Origin of the sequence: uncultured Anaerovibrio sp. (assembly GCA_902786545.1) — a bacterium.
In the GTDB taxonomy this organism is placed as follows: domain Bacteria; phylum Bacillota; class Negativicutes; order Selenomonadales; family Selenomonadaceae; genus Anaerovibrio.
On the sequence record CADACU010000009.1, the window covers coordinates 1 to 17,087 of the forward strand.

The 17,087-nt window shown below is 44.0% G+C and carries 13 protein-coding genes; 11 read left to right on the forward strand and 2 right to left on the reverse strand.

The features are described from left to right. The 5 genes from QZV24_RS02780 to QZV24_RS02800 form a co-directional block, all read left to right on the forward strand. Positions 1–127 (forward strand): DUF1653 domain-containing protein (locus QZV24_RS02780; RefSeq protein WP_363137805.1); only part of this gene is annotated, 127 nt, incomplete at its 5' end. 283 nt (positions 128–410) lie between these two features. Beyond that, positions 411–1,223: an SDR family NAD(P)-dependent oxidoreductase gene (locus QZV24_RS02785; protein WP_294519837.1), complete on the forward strand. Its 813-nt coding sequence runs from the start codon at positions 411–413 to the stop codon at positions 1,221–1,223. A 511-nt stretch (positions 1,224–1,734) separates the two neighbouring features. Beyond that, positions 1,735–2,133 (forward strand): low molecular weight phosphotyrosine protein phosphatase, encoded by a 399-nt coding sequence (locus QZV24_RS02790; RefSeq protein ID WP_294519840.1) that lies wholly within the window; start codon positions 1,735–1,737, stop codon positions 2,131–2,133. A 132-nt stretch (positions 2,134–2,265) separates the two neighbouring features. Continuing rightward, positions 2,266–2,886, forward strand: coding sequence for a TetR/AcrR family transcriptional regulator (locus QZV24_RS02795; protein ID WP_294519843.1), 621 nt, complete (start codon positions 2,266–2,268; stop codon positions 2,884–2,886). Positions 2,887–3,060: 174 nt separating this feature from the next. Further along, positions 3,061–3,762: a PrsW family intramembrane metalloprotease gene (locus QZV24_RS02800; RefSeq protein WP_294519846.1), complete on the forward strand. Its 702-nt coding sequence runs from the start codon at positions 3,061–3,063 to the stop codon at positions 3,760–3,762. A 58-nt stretch (positions 3,763–3,820) separates the two neighbouring features. On the opposite strand, the gene QZV24_RS02805 is transcribed toward QZV24_RS02800, so the two are convergent. Further along, positions 3,821–4,948 (reverse strand): DUF362 domain-containing protein, encoded by a 1,128-nt coding sequence (locus tag QZV24_RS02805; protein ID WP_294519849.1) that lies wholly within the window; start codon positions 4,946–4,948, stop codon positions 3,821–3,823. Positions 4,949–5,130: 182 nt separating this feature from the next. On the opposite strand from QZV24_RS02805, the gene QZV24_RS02810 reads away from it, so the two are divergent. Further along, positions 5,131–6,249, forward strand: a complete 1,119-nt coding sequence (locus tag QZV24_RS02810; RefSeq protein WP_294519852.1) for a GGDEF domain-containing protein — start codon at positions 5,131–5,133, stop codon at positions 6,247–6,249. Positions 6,250–6,251: 2 nt separating this feature from the next. Here QZV24_RS02810 and QZV24_RS02815 read toward each other — a convergent pair whose 3' ends face one another. Further along, positions 6,252–6,797, reverse strand: a complete 546-nt coding sequence (locus QZV24_RS02815) for a DJ-1 family glyoxalase III (protein WP_294519855.1) — start codon at positions 6,795–6,797, stop codon at positions 6,252–6,254. 56 nt (positions 6,798–6,853) lie between these two features. On the opposite strand from QZV24_RS02815, the gene QZV24_RS02820 reads away from it, so the two are divergent. The 5 genes from QZV24_RS02820 (at position 6,854) to QZV24_RS02840 (ending at position 17,051) form a co-directional block, all read left to right on the forward strand. Beyond that, positions 6,854–9,475: a DUF4127 family protein gene (locus tag QZV24_RS02820; RefSeq protein ID WP_294519857.1), complete on the forward strand. Its 2,622-nt coding sequence runs from the start codon at positions 6,854–6,856 to the stop codon at positions 9,473–9,475. Positions 9,476–9,679: 204 nt separating this feature from the next. Continuing rightward, complete coding sequence (locus QZV24_RS02825; protein ID WP_294519860.1) at positions 9,680–10,231, forward strand: adenine phosphoribosyltransferase; 552 nt, start codon at positions 9,680–9,682, stop codon at positions 10,229–10,231. A gap of 38 nt (positions 10,232–10,269) precedes the next feature. Beyond that, positions 10,270–10,851 (forward strand): hypothetical protein, encoded by a 582-nt coding sequence (locus QZV24_RS02830; protein WP_294519862.1) that lies wholly within the window; start codon positions 10,270–10,272, stop codon positions 10,849–10,851. A 62-nt stretch (positions 10,852–10,913) separates the two neighbouring features. Further along, on the forward strand, positions 10,914–13,373 hold the full coding sequence (gene priA, locus QZV24_RS02835; protein WP_294519865.1) for a primosomal protein N': 2,460 nt from the start codon (positions 10,914–10,916) through the stop codon (positions 13,371–13,373). Between the two features lie 12 nt (positions 13,374–13,385). Further along, positions 13,386–17,051 (forward strand): dynamin family protein, encoded by a 3,666-nt coding sequence (locus QZV24_RS02840; RefSeq protein ID WP_294519868.1) that lies wholly within the window; start codon positions 13,386–13,388, stop codon positions 17,049–17,051. The last annotated feature ends 36 nt before the right edge of the window (positions 17,052–17,087 follow it).

Below are 17,087 nucleotides of genomic sequence, written 5' to 3' on the forward strand. Positions count from 1 at the left end.
GAATAAACTATATAAGATTGTTGCCATTGCCCAGCACACCGAAACTGATGAACAGCTTGTGGTGTATCAGGCCATGTATGGCGATGAGGGGATTTATGCCAGACCGCTTGAAATGAATGGCTTATAATTGACGCTCTCAGATGCGTTTTAAGGCCGATTTCAAATCAAATAAGTAAATACCACTAAATAGGCACCTTGCCAGTAAGGTGCCTATTTTAGTTTGCAGGAAATTAGCATTATTCTGTTGAAATAAACATCAATGGTTTCATTGTCATTGTGGGAAAATAGCGATTGCAACGGGTGTTTTAAACAAAGGAGACCGACAGGACAAGGATTCCCATCGAGGACGTTCGATACATCGAAGGGAATTTGTCTGATTCGGATTTCATTATTGTATGGAGGAAATATCGATGGTTGATTACGGATTAAAGAATAGAGTGGCGTTGGTCACAGGAGCGAACAACCCGCAGGGAATCGGAGCAACGACAGCGCTTGCTTTTGCCCGTGAAGGGGCGAAGGTGGCTTTGGTGTACAAGAAGGTGCTTAGGCCGTTTGATAAAAGCAAGACCGATAGAAATGGGACAGACAAATATTACGCGGCAAATGCGGGGAACGCGGATATCGTAGAAAACAGGCTCAAGGAAATGAACGCCGATTATATGGTTCTGGAAAACGACATTTCCAATGAGGATACAGTAAAAGAAATCTATTCGGCAGTTATGGATCAATACGGAAGAATCGATATTCTAGTCAATAATGCGGCAGTCGATGATGAAAACGGTTTTGACACCATCGAAAAAATAACCGCAAATGTGATTGACAATACATTTGCAGTCAATGTTCGCGGAAGCATCTTGATGATAAGGGAATTCATCAAGCATCGAAGCGACTACGGCAGAATCATTAATATTTCCACGGATGCGTCACAGATTTTTGCAGGCCAGATTACGTATGGAGCGAGTAAAGCATCGATGGAAGCGCTAACCCGCAGTATTGCCCTTGAAGTGGGCAAGTATGGAATCACTGTGAATTGTGTTGCTCCTGGTCCAACGCAAACAGGATGGATCGATGATGTTTTGGAAAAAACAGTACTCCCGCTGATTCCAATGGGAGTATTGATGAAGCCGGAAGATATTGCCGAAACGATTTTGTTTTTGGCAAGCAAGCAGGCAAGAATGATTACAGGGCAAGTCATAAAAGTCTCCGGAGGACACGCCCTCTGATACAATGCTTGGATATGAGGAGAATTATATGATACGAAATGTAATCTTTGACATCGGGAATGTGCGAATGGATTTCCGATGGAAGTTAATGCCATACAGTGGGATAAAATACCGGACACAGAGCGCAGCTATGTAAGTGAAGGATAAAATTGTGACGCTCTCAGATGCGTTTTAAGGCCGATTTCAAAATCATACTAGCCGGGATTTAAACCCGGCATTTTTATGCGTATAAGCGACAATTTATAAAAAATAATGGTGAAAAGTATTTAGCTAGTTTTACCACTTTTAATTGGAGTTTTTGAAAAGGGGTGAAAACACCAAAGCCTTGGTATTACTGAAAAAGGGTCAGTGGAAACGAGTTTGAGTTTTACCACTTTTTTACCACTTTTGAAGGGAAAACTATGCCTATTTTATGCCAAAATATAGCTTTTTGTGATAGAATTATGGGGTAGTGAAATTTTTACGAAGCTTGTAAAATCAAGGTTTTAAAGGGGGTTGGGCTGAGTTTGTTATGAAGGATGTGGTGAAAAAAGCCGGGTTAGAGAAAGAATTTTATATTCAATCCAGAGCTACACATAGAGATGAACTGGGGGCAGATACTCATTGGGGGACCAAGGAAAAGCTGGACAAGGAAGGAATACCGTACACCAAACGGCAGGCCACTCTAATGACCAGAGAAGACTACAATAAGTATGACTATATTCTGGGTATGGACGATGAGAATATGCGTTATATCAGCAAGATTATCGGCACTGATCCTGCAAACAAGGTATTTATGCTGATGGATTTTGCCGGGGAACATCGTAGCATTGCTGATCCTTGGTACACCGGCAACTTTGATGCCACTTTTGATGATGTGTTAAGGGCATGTCAGGGGTTGTTGAAGCATATTTGTGAATTGAAGGTTTAACCATGTATTTTGTATTCAAAATATTTATTAAATGATACAATTTTGTTATAGTTCAAGAAATATATATAATTATATTGCATAGAATTTTTATAATTGATATAATAATTTATGCAATGTCTTAGATGAGGGGAAGTGGTCATTATTAGACGCACAAATACTAAGGAACGAATTTTAAAGGAATCATTGAGATTGTTTTCATCATTAGGTTATCATGCTGTAGGTGTGGAAATGATAGCCGCTGCCGTTAAGGTTACTCCACCATCATTGTACAAGCATTTTAAAGGCAAGCAGGAAATTCTCGATGATATCATCGCTCAGTCTGATAAAAATTATCAGGAGCATATTTTTCATTTTGATACTTTTACGACTGAGGAGCTCCGGGACTTTGATTTTGAGAAATTCTGCGAAGCTACAATGGAGCATGTTGACAATGTGCTGCATGATGAAGTGGTAAAATCTGTCCGTAAGCTGTGTATGATTGAACAGTTCCGCAATGAAGAGCTCAGACTTATGCATATCAATAACACTTATGTGGAAAGTGAAGCAACTGCGAAAAATTTTCTTTCCAGCTTGATGAAGGCAAAGGGGATTGAGGTTCCGCCTAACATTGATCATATAGCCAGAGTGTTCGTTGCTCCGCTTATTTCCACTGTTGACCGTTGTTATTGTGATCCTGATTTTGAAAAAGAAGGGATAGAATACATCAAGTCACATGTGAAGTATGTTTGGAATAAATACTTTAAGGATAAATAAAATTGGGTACAAACCGATATGAAATGTTGGTTTGTACTTTTTTTTTGACAAATTTAACGCACAACTGATACCTGAGTAGAATTGGTAAATAAGTTAAATTTGTATATCGAAATTTGAAAATCAAATTATATATGGGGTATAATTAGCTCATAACCTGTGAAAAGAGGAAGCGCAATGGATGATATTCTTATGGCGGTGACGGTGCTGCCAGGATTGGCTTTTGTATATTATATTTATCAATTGGATAAAAAAGAAAAGGAACCGACTGACCTGCTGGTTAAACTGCTGGGCTTGGGTGCATTGAGCTGTATCCCTGTGGTGATTTTTGAGTTGTTGGCGGAAAAGATGATTCTGGAGGAGTTCCTGTATCCGGGGACGGTGGAATATGCTTTTGTCGAAGCTTTTTTAGGTGTTGCTTTGATTGAGGAATTCGCCAAGCTGTATGTATTAAAAAAGTTCACTTGGACTCATCCGGCCTTTACCCATCATTTTGATGCTATAGTGTATGCTGTTTGTGTCAGCATGGGCTTTGCTATTTTGGAAAATATCTTTTATGTATTGGATGGAGGATTTACCATCGCTTTTTCCCGGGCAGTGACATCCATACCGGGACATGGTGTCTTTGGTATATTTATGGGAATATACTATGGTTATGCCAAGGAACAGCTGCATCGTATGCAGCGTCAGCAAAAGGACGAAAATTTGCGCATTGCGCTGATAATGCCCACCCTGCTGCATGGCTTTTATGATTTCTGCATTTTGACCGATGATGAGACAATGATGGGCATTTTCCTTATTTTCATCATCGTATTGTATATTATAGCGTTTATAAAAGTAAGAGAGATGTCCAAACAGGACCATCAGATTTATTACTAAAAGTTTCAATTACAATAAAAAAACGGGGCTGCCAAAGCAGTCCCGTTTTTTGGTTAAATTATTTCATTACAATCAATTCATATTCCCGGCTACCCATACCAATTTTTTCCCCGTGCTCCAGAGTTTCCTTCCAATGAGCATTTGGATTATTGGTTTTCCAATGATCGTGGTGATCATGGAGCTCAGGATGTTCAGCCAATTGGTCACCCAATTGGGAATTGCGGATTGGTTCGGCCTTTTGGCAAATGTCTACGCAGGCCTGATCCAAAGCAACCGGGTCAAAGGAAGCAGCAATACCCAGATTTGGCAGAATAGGGGCGTCATTTTCACCATGACAGTCACAGTTTGGTGATACATCCATTATCATATTGATGTGGAAGGATGGGCGGTCTTGAACAACCGCCTGGGCATACTCGGCCATTTTTTTATCCAAAAGGTCACCGGCATCCCACTGGTCGTTATGAATAGCGTCGAATGGACAAGCACCGATGCATCGGCCACAGCCTTTACAGATGTCCTTGTTAACCACTGCTTTTTTATTTACATAGGAAATGGCATCTGAGCCGCAATGCTTGGAACAAATCTGACAGCCCCGGCATTTTTCCGGATTTACAGCCACCTTACCGGAGGAGTGCTGTTCCATTTTACCGGCCCGGCTGCCACAGCCCATACCGATGTTTTTTATTGCACCGCCAAAACCGGTCATTTCGTGCCCTTTAAAATGAGCCAGACTAATGAAAATGTCTGCATCCATAATGGCTCGGCCAATTTTGGCTGTTTGGCAATATTCACCGTTTTTAACCGGCACCTCAATGTCATCGGTTCCCTTTAAACCGTCACCGATAATAATTTGACAGCCGGTGGTGATGGTGTTGAAGCCGTTCATATTAGCACAGTCCATATGCTCCAAGGCGTGCTTGCGGCTGCCCGGATACAGAGTGTTGCAGTCGGTAAGGAATGGAATACCACCCTGTTTTTTTACCAAATCAGCCACTGCCTTGGCATAGTTGGGGCGGATAAAGGCCAAATTACCCAGCTCGCCGAAATGCATTTTTATGGCCACAAACTTTTTTTCCATGTCAATGTCCTGAATACCAGCCTTCAATAAAAGCTTTTGTAATTTGGTAAGAATACTGGTTCCAACCGGAACACGAAAATCAGTGAAATAAACCTTTGATTTGCTCATACAAACCTCCTAATTGTAAAATACACACTATTATTTTAACTTTTTTCTTAGAGTAAATTCAAACTTTTTAAGAAAAATCCTGCTTACATAGTCAGAAAAATTTTACTTTTGGCTTCCTTGTGTTAAAATAAGTAAGTGAAAGTTTACTTCTATGAAAGTATTCATTCCGAAGGGTGATGAATTTGAATAATGTATTGGATTTGCAGGAAGCATACATATCAACTTTAATTGGTGTAATGCTGCTGCTGGTAGTGATCCAAAATAATAGATGGCGATTCAATGTTAAGCGGCGGGAAAATAAAATATTATTTGTTTTAACCATGTCAGTATTGATTGCCTGTATTTTGGACTGCACGATTTATTATTTGGATGGTAAACCGGGGGCTCTCAACTGGTATTTCCTGTTTGTGTTTAATGCGGCGATGTACGGCATTGCTATGCTCCTGTGCTGCAGCTGGATGGTGTTTATCATGCAGTATTTGATGGGAGAAATTGCTTCCATACATCTGAAGGTTATGAATGGGGCGTTGTTATTAACCTGCGGGATATTGATATATAATTTTTTCAATCCGGTTTTCTTTTATATAAACGAATTCAATCAATATGTCCGTGGGCCATATAACGACATTTTGTTCAGTATAGCGGTATTTTTACTGCTGTACTTGTTCTTCGTTTATGAATACATTATTTACCGAGGTGGCGGTTTGAAGTTTTTCCCGCTTACCAGTTTTGTGTTGCCCATTATTGGCGGTATTGTGGTGCAGATGCTAAATTATGGTATTTTGATAATTTGGCCTGCTGCAGCGATATCCATCACCGGGGTCATTCTCAGCTTGCAAAATGAAATGATTTTTCGGGATAATCTCACCGGCGTTTATAATCGACGATTTTTTGATAATATACACACACTGATAAAGACAAAGCACCCCTTTGGCCTTATGTTCCTGGACCTTAACAAATTTAAGGAAGTAAATGACCGGTTTGGACACAAGGCCGGTGATGAGGTGCTGAAAAATATTTCACAGATAATGCGTAAAGTGGCACGATTCTCCGGTACAGTTATCCGTTATGGTGGCGACGAATTTATTATGTTGATAAATACCGATGACATTAAGGTAATGGAAGCCTATGTCAGAAGATTAAATTCTGAGATAACGACCTTCAATGCTGAAAGTGGAAAACCATACGAGATTTCTGTGGCAATCGGGTACTGTATTACCACCCTGCAGCCGGAAAACTTGGCTGAGGCAGTGCGGAAAGCAGACCAATCCATGTATAAGGATAAACGCGGTGAAAGGTAATTTTAGAGATAGAGGGTGTCTTCACCAACTTCTATGGCTTTTTCACGGCTTACCAGCAATTCAATAATCTTTAGTGCAAACGGAATGGCTGTGGCCGGACCACGGGAAGTAATTATCTTACCGTCAACGGCTACCTTATCGGTGGTGACATTTCCACCGGTGAGATGGCTTTCAAAGCCCGGGTAGCAGGTGCATTTTTTGCCTTGAACCAGTCCATTATCACCAAAAACGGATGGAGCAGCGCAGATGGCGGCCAGCCATTTGCCTTCAGTGGCGTATTTTTTCAACAGGGATACAACAGCCTGACTTTTACCCAGATTTTGAGTCCCAACGCCGCCCCCTGGCAATATGACAATGTCAAAGTCATCAGCATTGACCTCAGACAACAAGGCATCGGCTTCAACAATAATGTTGTGAGCGCCGGTAATGATTTTTGTGTCGTGGATTGAGGCTGCTGTTACATTTAAGCCGCCCCGCCGCAGAAAATCCACCTGAGTGAGGCCTTCTACTTCTTCAAAGCCATTGGCCAATAATACTAATGCATTCATTTATATCGCTCCTTTATTTTTTATTTATGGATATTATATCATAACGAGGTTTTTCTATGATAAAGTTATTTTTTATTACGATGTTAACTGTAAATTTGTTTTTGATGTCTTTTTGTTCGTTGGGGTATGCCAAGGCCAAGGGGACTATTTTATTTGTGCCCCATGATAATCGCCCGACCTCCTGTGAACAGTCGGCTGAGGCCCCGGAGCTGTTGGGGTACAATGTTATAATGCCACCTAAGGAAATGCTGGGAGGACTGCATACCAAGGGAGACATTGACGCTCTGTGGGATTGGGTAAATAACAATTCCAAAGAAGCAGATGCGGCGGTAATATCCACTGATACCCTGATTTATGGTGGGTTGGTGGCTTCCCGTAAACATGATTATACCGACAAGGAGCTGCGCCAACGGACTGAACGAATTAAAAGCATCAAGAAAACTAATCCGAAAATGAAGCTTTATACATTTTCCTCGTTGATGCGCACACCAAAAGATGGTGCGGCAGCCGGTGTTGAAGAACCCGACTATTATCAGGTACATGGCGAGAATATTTTTAAGGCATCCGCCCTGGTGGATAAGAGCGAAATCCGGAAGCTGTCCAGGGAAGAGGCCAAGGCATTAGGTGGCTATCGAAATTCCATTCCTCAGAAGATTTGGAATGATTATTTTGACCGGCGCAAAAGAAATATCACTGTTACCAAGCGGTTAATGGATTATGTTTCCGAGGGTGCCATTGATTATATGGTGGTTGGTAAGGATGATAATGCCCCATATTGTGCCACTCATCAGGAAGCCCGTCAGCTGACCAAATATGCCAGGAAGCTAAAGCAGGACCAGTTTATGTTGTCGACCGGCATTGATGAATACAGCATGCTGCTGTTGACCAGAGCCGTTAATAAGTTGGAAAACAAGCAATATAAGGTTAATGTCCAATACAATGTAGGTATGGGCGGTGAGACGGTACCAGCATTTTCGGATGTAAGAATTCATGATTCCATTATGGCAGAACTGGCTATGGCTGGAGCCAAGGAAGAAGCTTCACCTGATGCGGCTGATTTGGTATTGCTGGTAAATACTGATCCAAATGGCCGGACGCAGGATGGCCGACCTGACCCAGGGGATGCCGATCCAATGTACAATGATGGTAATCCACGGCTGGGTACCTGGGAATTTTTGCGGATTGTCAAGGAAAATTTGGCGGGAAACCGCAAGGTGTCACTGGCAGATGTGGCCTTTGCCAATGGCAGTGATAATGCCTTGATGCATATGCTTCATAAAAATCATTTATTATTCAAATTGCGTTCCTATTCCGGTTGGAATACAGCAACCAACAGCACGGGCTTTGCCTTGGGGCAGGGACTTCTTTCTCTGGGGTTAAATCAAAATCAGTGCAATCAGATGCTGGTAAAGCGATATTTGGATGATTGGGGGTATCAGGCCAATATACGGGAGAAGCTGGCCCAAACCTTCCCATCCAGTAAGTACTATTTTGATTTGGCAGAATATGAACCTACTGCCATAGAGTTTACCCAAAAGGGGTTGCAGGATTTTGCCAGAAATAACCTTTCAGAATATCCTGGTTTGGATAAATTGACAGTGAATTTCCCTTGGCATATCCCATTTATTGGCGGTATCAATGTGCCGGCCAACACCTTTATCAATGATAAGATAGCTTTGCATGGACGCTGGGCCGTGGAGATGAACCAGGCCACTTGTGGACAGGGGGCGGCCTACATTCGGGCAAAGTTTAAGGGCCCGAAAATCGGGGTAAAAATGGATGATAAGAACTGCTGGTGGCGGTACAGCATTGATGGTACCCAGTTTGATCGGATTAAATTTACAGATGATGTGACTGTTTTGGCTACTGACTTGGGATCAGGGGAACATAAAATCACCCTGGTGCGGTCCACTGAAGGTGAGGCAGGACTCAGTATTTTCAAAGGATTCGTTTTTGATAAAGAAGACGATTTACTGGAATTGGTTGAACCGGAACGCCTGCAGCTGGAGTTCGTGGGGGATTCCATTTTAGCCGGTGGTTTTAATGAGAAGTATATCTATTCCGGTACTTATTATGATATGGAGGACAATGATATGTCCTTTGGCCCGCAGCTGGCCCGAATGCTGGGAGCTGATTACAGTGTACTGGGCAAATCGGGTGAAGGGGTTGTTCACAATTATGGTGAAACCTGGCCAAGCCATGAAGTGCATACAGCAGACCGTTATCCATGGACCTGCTATTCCTTTAATGGCGAAGTTGAGCATCCGGTTTGGGATTTTGCCAATCATCCATCTGATGCGGTAATTATTTCCATTGGCACCAATGATTTTACCGATCCGAACCGTAAGCCGGAGGAACAGGATTTTATTGATGGTTACAAGCGGTTGGTGCAGGTAGTAAGAAAATACAACCCACAGACACCAATTATTTGTGTGGAAGCGCTACCAACCATGATTGGTCCACGGGCAGGTCGATGGACAGCGGCTGCTGTGAAGGAGCTGCAACGGCAGGGGGATAAGGCCCTGTACTACATTCCACTAAATAAAGACAAGCCGTTGATGGATGATGAGGATTATGTTGGAGATGGTACTCATCCATCCAAGGAAGGTTCCCAAAAGATTGCCCTGTTCCTCTTGGACAAGGTGAAGAACATTCTGGCTGAACATGGAAAATTATGATATAATTTAACGGTATGGGATACATTTATTCCAATATTTTCGGGTTATCCGGTTTATCCGATGTTAATGGGGACTAAAGTTCACTCCACTAAGGTGGGAGTTAGGCAATCGTCAAGCAATGGGTAACATCGACTACATTCAGATGGAGTTAAATCCTCCATGAATAGGTCTTAATTTTATGATAACCGCTAAGGAGCAAAACAAATGAGCATTTCAACCCAGGATATAAATTATGTAAAGGACCATATCCGTCTGGTGCCGAATTTTCCCAAGGAGGGCATTCAGTTTGTGGATATTACCACTACTTTAAAGGATGCCAAGGCCTTCGGGATTACCCTGGATTATATGAAGGACATCGTAAAGGAAGAAAATATCGATATTGTAGTAGGGCTGGAGTCCAGAGGCTTTATTTATGGTGCTGCCCTGTCAGCTGCCATGAATGTGGGCTTTGTACCAATCCGCAAGCCGGGCAAGCTGCCGGCTGATGTTATCAGTGTTGACTATGAGTTGGAATATGGTCATGATACTATTGAAATGCACAAGGATGCTATCCAGCCTGGGCAAAAAATCCTTATTGTGGATGATTTGCTGGCTACCGGTGGTACGGCTGATGCGGCTGCCAAGCTTATCAAAAAAGCGGGTGGCAATGTAATTGGGGCTGTTTTCTTTATCGAACTGACCTCGTTGGGGGGCCGGAACAAACTGGCAAATGACGGTATCAAGGTTCATTCCATGCTGCAGTATGATTTGGATTAGTTTTTGATTACTTATTTGATGATAAATGGAGCCGATTTATGAAATATTCGTGTTCACATAAGATAATTACCTTGGGAGCTTTGCTGATACTGGTGGCCTGTACTATATTGACATCCGGCTGTGGCTCAAAGGAAATAGCCCTGCATGATGTAACAGTGAAAGGGGCTGGCAGCAATCTTGTTATCAGTTTGCCCTTTGATTTTCGCAAGCCAATGGAACCAAAGGAATTTCCCAACGGTACTACAATAAATTCCACGGCAGACCACGACAGTGATTTTGAGGTAACGGTCAACAGCGTTCATTATGATCGGGCCAAATACAAAGCCTTTACCGGAACGGAGTTTAAACCTGATTTGGATTATTTTGCCAAAGGAATGCTGAATAATTTTAAGGATAAATTCAGTGCATCAGGTGGACAGATGACCGATAGTCAGGTGGCTGGTGTGCCGGCCAAGGTGGTTGTTTTGGACCGTACAAGCAAGGATATAAAGCTAAAAATGAGATTTATTTCCTTCTTCAAGGGAGACGAACTTTGGTGTGTTACCATAGCCTATAAGGGCGATGATAAGGATTTCCATGCGGCCGCCGACAAGATGGTTGAAAGTATGAGATTTGAGTAACAAAGATGAACGAGAGGGGCTGTGAATAAAGCAGCCCTTTATTTTATGTGAGGATTGATATTTTGATACTGGCAGATGTTTATATCAACATTCCCATAAAGAGCATTTCAAAAGCGTACAGTTATATCGTCCCGGCCGAGCTGGACTTTCTTGATGTAGGCTGGCGGTGCATTGTACCCTTCGGTGGACGGGATATCGAGGGGTTTATTGTGGCGGTTAAAAAGGTTGGGGATGATGTTCAGGAAGACTACAAACTCAAGGCTATAAAAACCACCTTGGATGAAGAACCGTGGTTTACCCGGGAAATTATTGAAGCGTCTCAATGGATGTCCGATTTTTATCTTTGCTCCGTGGGGGAAATAATGCGTCTGTTTATTCCCGGAAAAAGTGGGGCTCATATTCAGCTGGAATACGATATCAATCCGGAGATGTTTGACCATATGCTGTTGTCGGTGGAACGATACCATCAGGTATATGCGGCTATTCATGCGGCCGGACCGATAAAGAAACAGGCTTTGTATAAGCAGCTGGTGGCGGATGGTCTGGAAGAACTGGCCAACAGTCTGGATGAAATACTGGAAAAAATGCTCAGCTATAATGTTATACGGCGGATTTATAGTGCTGACAATAAGGCCAAGGCTATTTATGAGTATTTTTTTGTGGCCAATAAACCAATCACCGATGAATTGCTGCAGTCGTTTAGCCGCAAGCCGGCTCAAAAACGCTTGCTGGAGTTTATCAAAAACCGCCAAGCTGGAGAAAATGATTGGGCTGTGACATTTACCGCCACTGATTTAAAGGAAGAAGGCTTTTCACCGGCTATTATCAAGGCCCTGACGGAGGCCGAGGTAATCCGCAAGGCAAAAAGCCGGGTATTCAGGAATAGTTATGTTCTCTACAAACGGGGCCACGATGATATCGAACTGACCCCAGCGCAAAAATCGGCAGTGCATAGTATAGCTCAAGCGATTAAGGCACAGGAAAAACAGGAGTTTTTACTTTACGGTGTTACCGGCAGTGGCAAAACCCAGGTTTATATTGAAGCTGCCAAGGCGGCCCGTCGTATCAATCGGCGGGTGGTGGTACTGGTCCCGGAAATAGCCCTTACAGGCCAAGTAGTTCAAGCATTTAAGAGCTATTTTGATGAAGATATAATTGTTATTCACAGCCGGCTGTCGGTCAGTGAACGTACTGATGCCATACTGCGGGTGCGCCGGGGGGAAGCGGGAATTATTATTGGCGCCCGTTCCGCCTTGTTTACTCCTGCGGATAATATAGGCCTTATCATTATGGATGAGGAGCAGGATAACTCCTATAAACAGGACGAATCACCTCGGTATCATGCCCGGGTGGTGGCCGATAAGCTGGCCGAAATTTACCATGCGCCACTGGTTTTGGGCAGTGCTACTCCGTCGCTGGAGAGCTATTACCGGACGCAAATGGGACTGAGCACCATTTTAAAGCTGCCAGGCCGGATTGGTGATAGGCCGTTGCCTTTGGTGAAATGTGTGGATATGCGACAGGAGCTGAAAAAGGGTCGCCGCAATATTATCAGTTATTCATTGCGTCTGCTGATTGAAGAAACCATCCAAAAGGGCGAGCAAATGATATTGATGCTGAACCGGCGGGGCTTTTCCACCTTCGTAATGTGCCGGTCCTGTGGTGAAGTCATAAAGTGCCCGCAGTGCAATATGCCACTTGTTTATCATAAAAATAAACGATTGATGTGTCATCACTGCGACATAACGGTGCCAGTACCGGATGTTTGTCCAAAATGCGAAAGCCGCTATATTAAATTTTTTGGTTCGGGAACGGAGAAGCTGGAGCAGGAGCTTAGCCAGCTGGTGCCAACTGCCCGGGTTATCCGGATGGACCGGGATACTACCACCGGAAAATTTAGCCATGCTGATATTATCCAACGGTTTCGGAACAAGGAATTTGACATTTTGCTGGGAACCCAGATGGTGGCCAAGGGCCATGATATACCCAATGTTACCGCAGTGGGGATTATCAGTGCTGATTCGGCATTAAATATGCCGGATTTCCGGGCCGCAGAGCGGGTGTTTATGCTTATTACCCAGACTGCCGGCCGAGCCGGACGGGGGGATATTCCCGGCAAGGTTATTGTTCAAAGCTATTCCCCGGAAGCTCCGGCAGTACAGTGGGGACTGCGGCAGGATTATGAAGCCTTTTATCACGAGGAGCTTCAGCTGCGCCAAGCACTGTATTATCCGCCTTTTTGCCGGATCGTAAAGCTTATTTTTCAAAATGAACAGCCGGAGGCAGCCCGACAGCAGGCGGAGAATTTTAAAGCAAAATTCAGAGAATATTTTGGTAGCAATCAGCATTATCAGGTAATGGGACCGGCTCCGGCCCTGATTTATTCCTTCAAAGGTATTTTCCGTTTTTCCATGCTGATAAAAACTGATGATTTGCCTAAGGTGAAGGACTTTCTAAAGGCCAATGGTCTGCAGAAAGATATGAATGTAATAATAGATATTGACCCTATAACCACAAGCTGACTGGGAGAACCAATGAACAGAGATTTATTAGAAAACAAGCTGACGGCCGCTTATGATTATTTCCAAAAAGTGAATGATACCAGAAATATGCACCGGATAAGCAATTTGGCCCAAAAGCTGTATAGCAGTACATATGATATCGCTTTTGCCGGTCATTTTTCAGCAGGCAAGTCCTTGCTGATAAATTCGTTTTTAGGGGATAATATTCTGCCATCCAGCCCGATTCCTACCAGTGCCAATTTGGTGAAAATTCACAAGGGAACAGAAGACTTTGCCCGGGTATTTTTTCACAAAGGAATGACCAGGAAATATCTGGCCCCCTATGATTATGATCTGGTAAAGAGTTTTTGTCGGGATGGGGATAGTGTGTCCTGTATGGAGCTCAGCTATCAGAATATCAATATCCCTTCCGGGGTGGAAATTCTGGATACACCAGGTATAGATTCCGCCGATGATGCCCATAAGAAAGCCACTGAGGACGCCATACATCTGGCGGACTTCGTTTTGTATGTAATGGATTATAACCATGTCCAGTCGGAGTTAAATTTTATTTTCACCAAAGATTTGACCGAGGCCGGCAAGGAGGTTTATCTGGTCATTAACCAGATAGATAAACATCGGGAAACTGAATTGACCTTTGCCACCTTTAAAGATTCTGTGGCCAAGGCGTTTGAAAACTGGGGCGTGAAAGCCAAAGGGCTATATTTCATTTCTGTTAAATATCCTGATGCACCCCACAATCAGTTGGCAGAGCTGATGGCGCTGCTGGAGAATAAGATTGCCCATCGCGGAGATGGGTTTGAAGAATCCATATGTGCATCCCTTACCAGAATTATTACGGAATCCATCCGGGCCATTGAAATAGACTATGACAACCGGAAAAAGGAAGCGGCGGCAATTCTGGAGGGGATCGCCGCAGATAAGCTTCAGCTCATGCGTCATGAATATGAAAGCCTTTCCCATGAGCAGAAAATGCTTAATATGGATTGGGAGGATACTTATAGGGCGGGAATTGCCAAAATATTGGAGAATGCTTATCTGATGCCAACCTCTACCCGTGATTTGGCCAGGGATTATCTGGAAGCCTGTCAGCCGTCCTTCAAGGTGGGCCTGTTTGGCAGGGGAAAGAAAACCATGGCTGAGCTGGAGCGGCGCAAGCAGGCGTTTTTTACTGATGCCTCGGAAAAGGCCCAGACGCAGATTGAATGGCATTTAAAGACATTTTTGCTGGATTTTGTTCATAAGCATCAGATAAACAACCAAGAACTACAGGAAAAAATTCAGTCACTGGTTATTTTGCCCCCGGAGGAATTGCTGACGGAAGCTATGCGATCCGGGGCCAAGCTCACCCAGGACGGCAGCTATGTGATGAATTATACCCAGAATTTTGCTGAAGGTATAAAAAATGTGGCCCGCAATAAGGCCGGTGATATAAAGAATGCATTTGCTGAGCTTTTGAATAATCACCGAGGTCAGCGTATGGAGGTTATCAATTCCCGTTTAAGCGAGCTGGCGGAATATCAGAAGGCGTGGACTACCACAGATTGGTTGGATGGGGAAATGTCCCGTATTGCAACCGGACTTGGCAATATACTTTCCAGCGAAGATATGCTGGAAACTAGGGAGGATATTGCGGAAATTTCCCGAGCTGAAGTTTTGGATGAGGAAATAGTAGCTCCCGAAGGCACCATGGCAGCCAAGGCGTCTATGAACAAAGATGAGGACAGGGAGAAGCCGCTTGGTGCAAAGGCTACAGACCCGTCCGCAAACCATCATGAATTAAATAGTGAAGCGGCGGATCATCTGGATGTATTTAATGCTTCCGGTACAGAAAAATTAAAGGAAATGGCACGGAGACTTCATAAAAGTGCTGAGGTAATTGGGAAAATACCGGGGGTGGAACAGCTGGCCCAGGAGCTGCAGGACAGGGCAGAACGCCTTAACAATAAAGGCTTTTTGGTAACCCTGTTTGGGGCTTTCAGTGCGGGCAAGTCATCCTTTGCCAATTCCTTGCTGGGAGAAAGACTGCTGCCTGTGTCCCCTAATCCAACCACGGCGGCCATAAATATGATTTTGCCGGTGGATGAGGGACATCCCCATGGTACAGTGGCTATAAAGCTGAAATCCGAAAAAATGCTGCTGGAGGATTTATTACGGGCCTTTAAGCCGTTTTCTATGTCACCGGTCAGCTTGAAGGATGCGCTCGTTTTAGCCAAGGAGGCCATAAACAGGGGCGGCAACACCCATCAAAAGGAAAAAGCCTTCCTGCGGGCCTTTATATCTGGCTATAAAGCCGTGGAACACATACTGGGCGAAGCATTTGCCAGTGATTTAGCGGGCTTTGGTGAGTATGCCGCCCAAGAGGATAAGTCCTGTTTTGTGGACTGGATAAAGGTGTATTATGATTGTCCCCTTACTGCCAAGGGGATAACCTTGGTGGACACTCCGGGTGCGGATTCCATCAATGCCCGTCACACCAATATGTCCTTTAACTTTATCCGTCAATCGGATGTGGTGCTTTATGTTACCTACTATAACCATGCCTTTGGCAAGGCGGACCGGGAATTCATTATTCAGATGGGGCGGGTGAAGGACTCGTTTCAGCTGGATAAAATGTTCTTTGTGGTCAATGCCATTGACCTGGCGGAGGACCAGGATGAGGCTGACCATGTTCTAAATTATGTTCGCAGCCAGCTTCGTTCATATGGTGTTGCCAAACCACAGATTTTTGCCCTGTCCAGCCAGGAGGTCCTGGAGGAACGGGAGGCGGGTAACACCACTCCAACGGAATTTGAAAAGGCGTTTTACAATTTTGTTGTAAATGATTTGAACGCTATAGCCCTTTCGGCGGCCTGTCAGGAATTTGACAAGGCCGTGGAGCGTATCCACGACCTTATAAAGATCAGCAAGAGCGACAGTGTGCAAAAGCAGAAGCGGGTGGATGAATTAAAGCGTTTCCGCCAAGACATTGGCCGGGTGCTGGCTGATTTGAGCAATAAGGAGCTGGTTAATGGACTGGCGCAGGAGGCCGCAGAGCTTATCTATTATGTTAAGCAAAGAGTATTCCTCAGGTTTCTTGATTTCTTCCGTGAATCCTTTAATCCGGCTACTTTGAGGTCCGGTGGAAATACCAATGAACAGCTCAAGGAGGCTTTGGATCAACTGCTGGAAAGCATTGGCTTTGACTTAGCCCAGGAGCTGCGAGCCACCAGCCTCAGGACAGATAACTATATCCGAAATGCCTTGTTAAAATTTCAGGAGCAAACTAATCAGCGTCTGGCGCAAATCAGCAATGAATTTACGCTGTCTGTAAAGGAATACAGCTATGATAATCAGCTGAATTTCCCCCAGGCATTTATGGAAGTGCCACGGGAAACCTTCGCCAAGCCGCTGTCCATTTACAAGAATCCCAAGGATTTCTTTGAGGAAGGGGCCGCCAAGCTAATGGCCGAGGAAATGGAAGGGTTGTTATCCCAGCTGGCCGATGATTATTTGGCCCGGGAAAAATCCAAGCTTCTTAGTCAGGAAACAGAATCCCTCTGTCACCTTTATGACAAGGTGTGCCAAAGGTTCAAGAAACGCCTGCAGGAGCGTTTGGAAACTAATATCAAAGCCTTGGACGGCGGCCTTGATATCATGGAATTGGAGCAGGTGTATAATCAGCTGATGCAGTTGTAAGATTCAGTATTAGGTAAAGTAATTAAAAAATTTAAG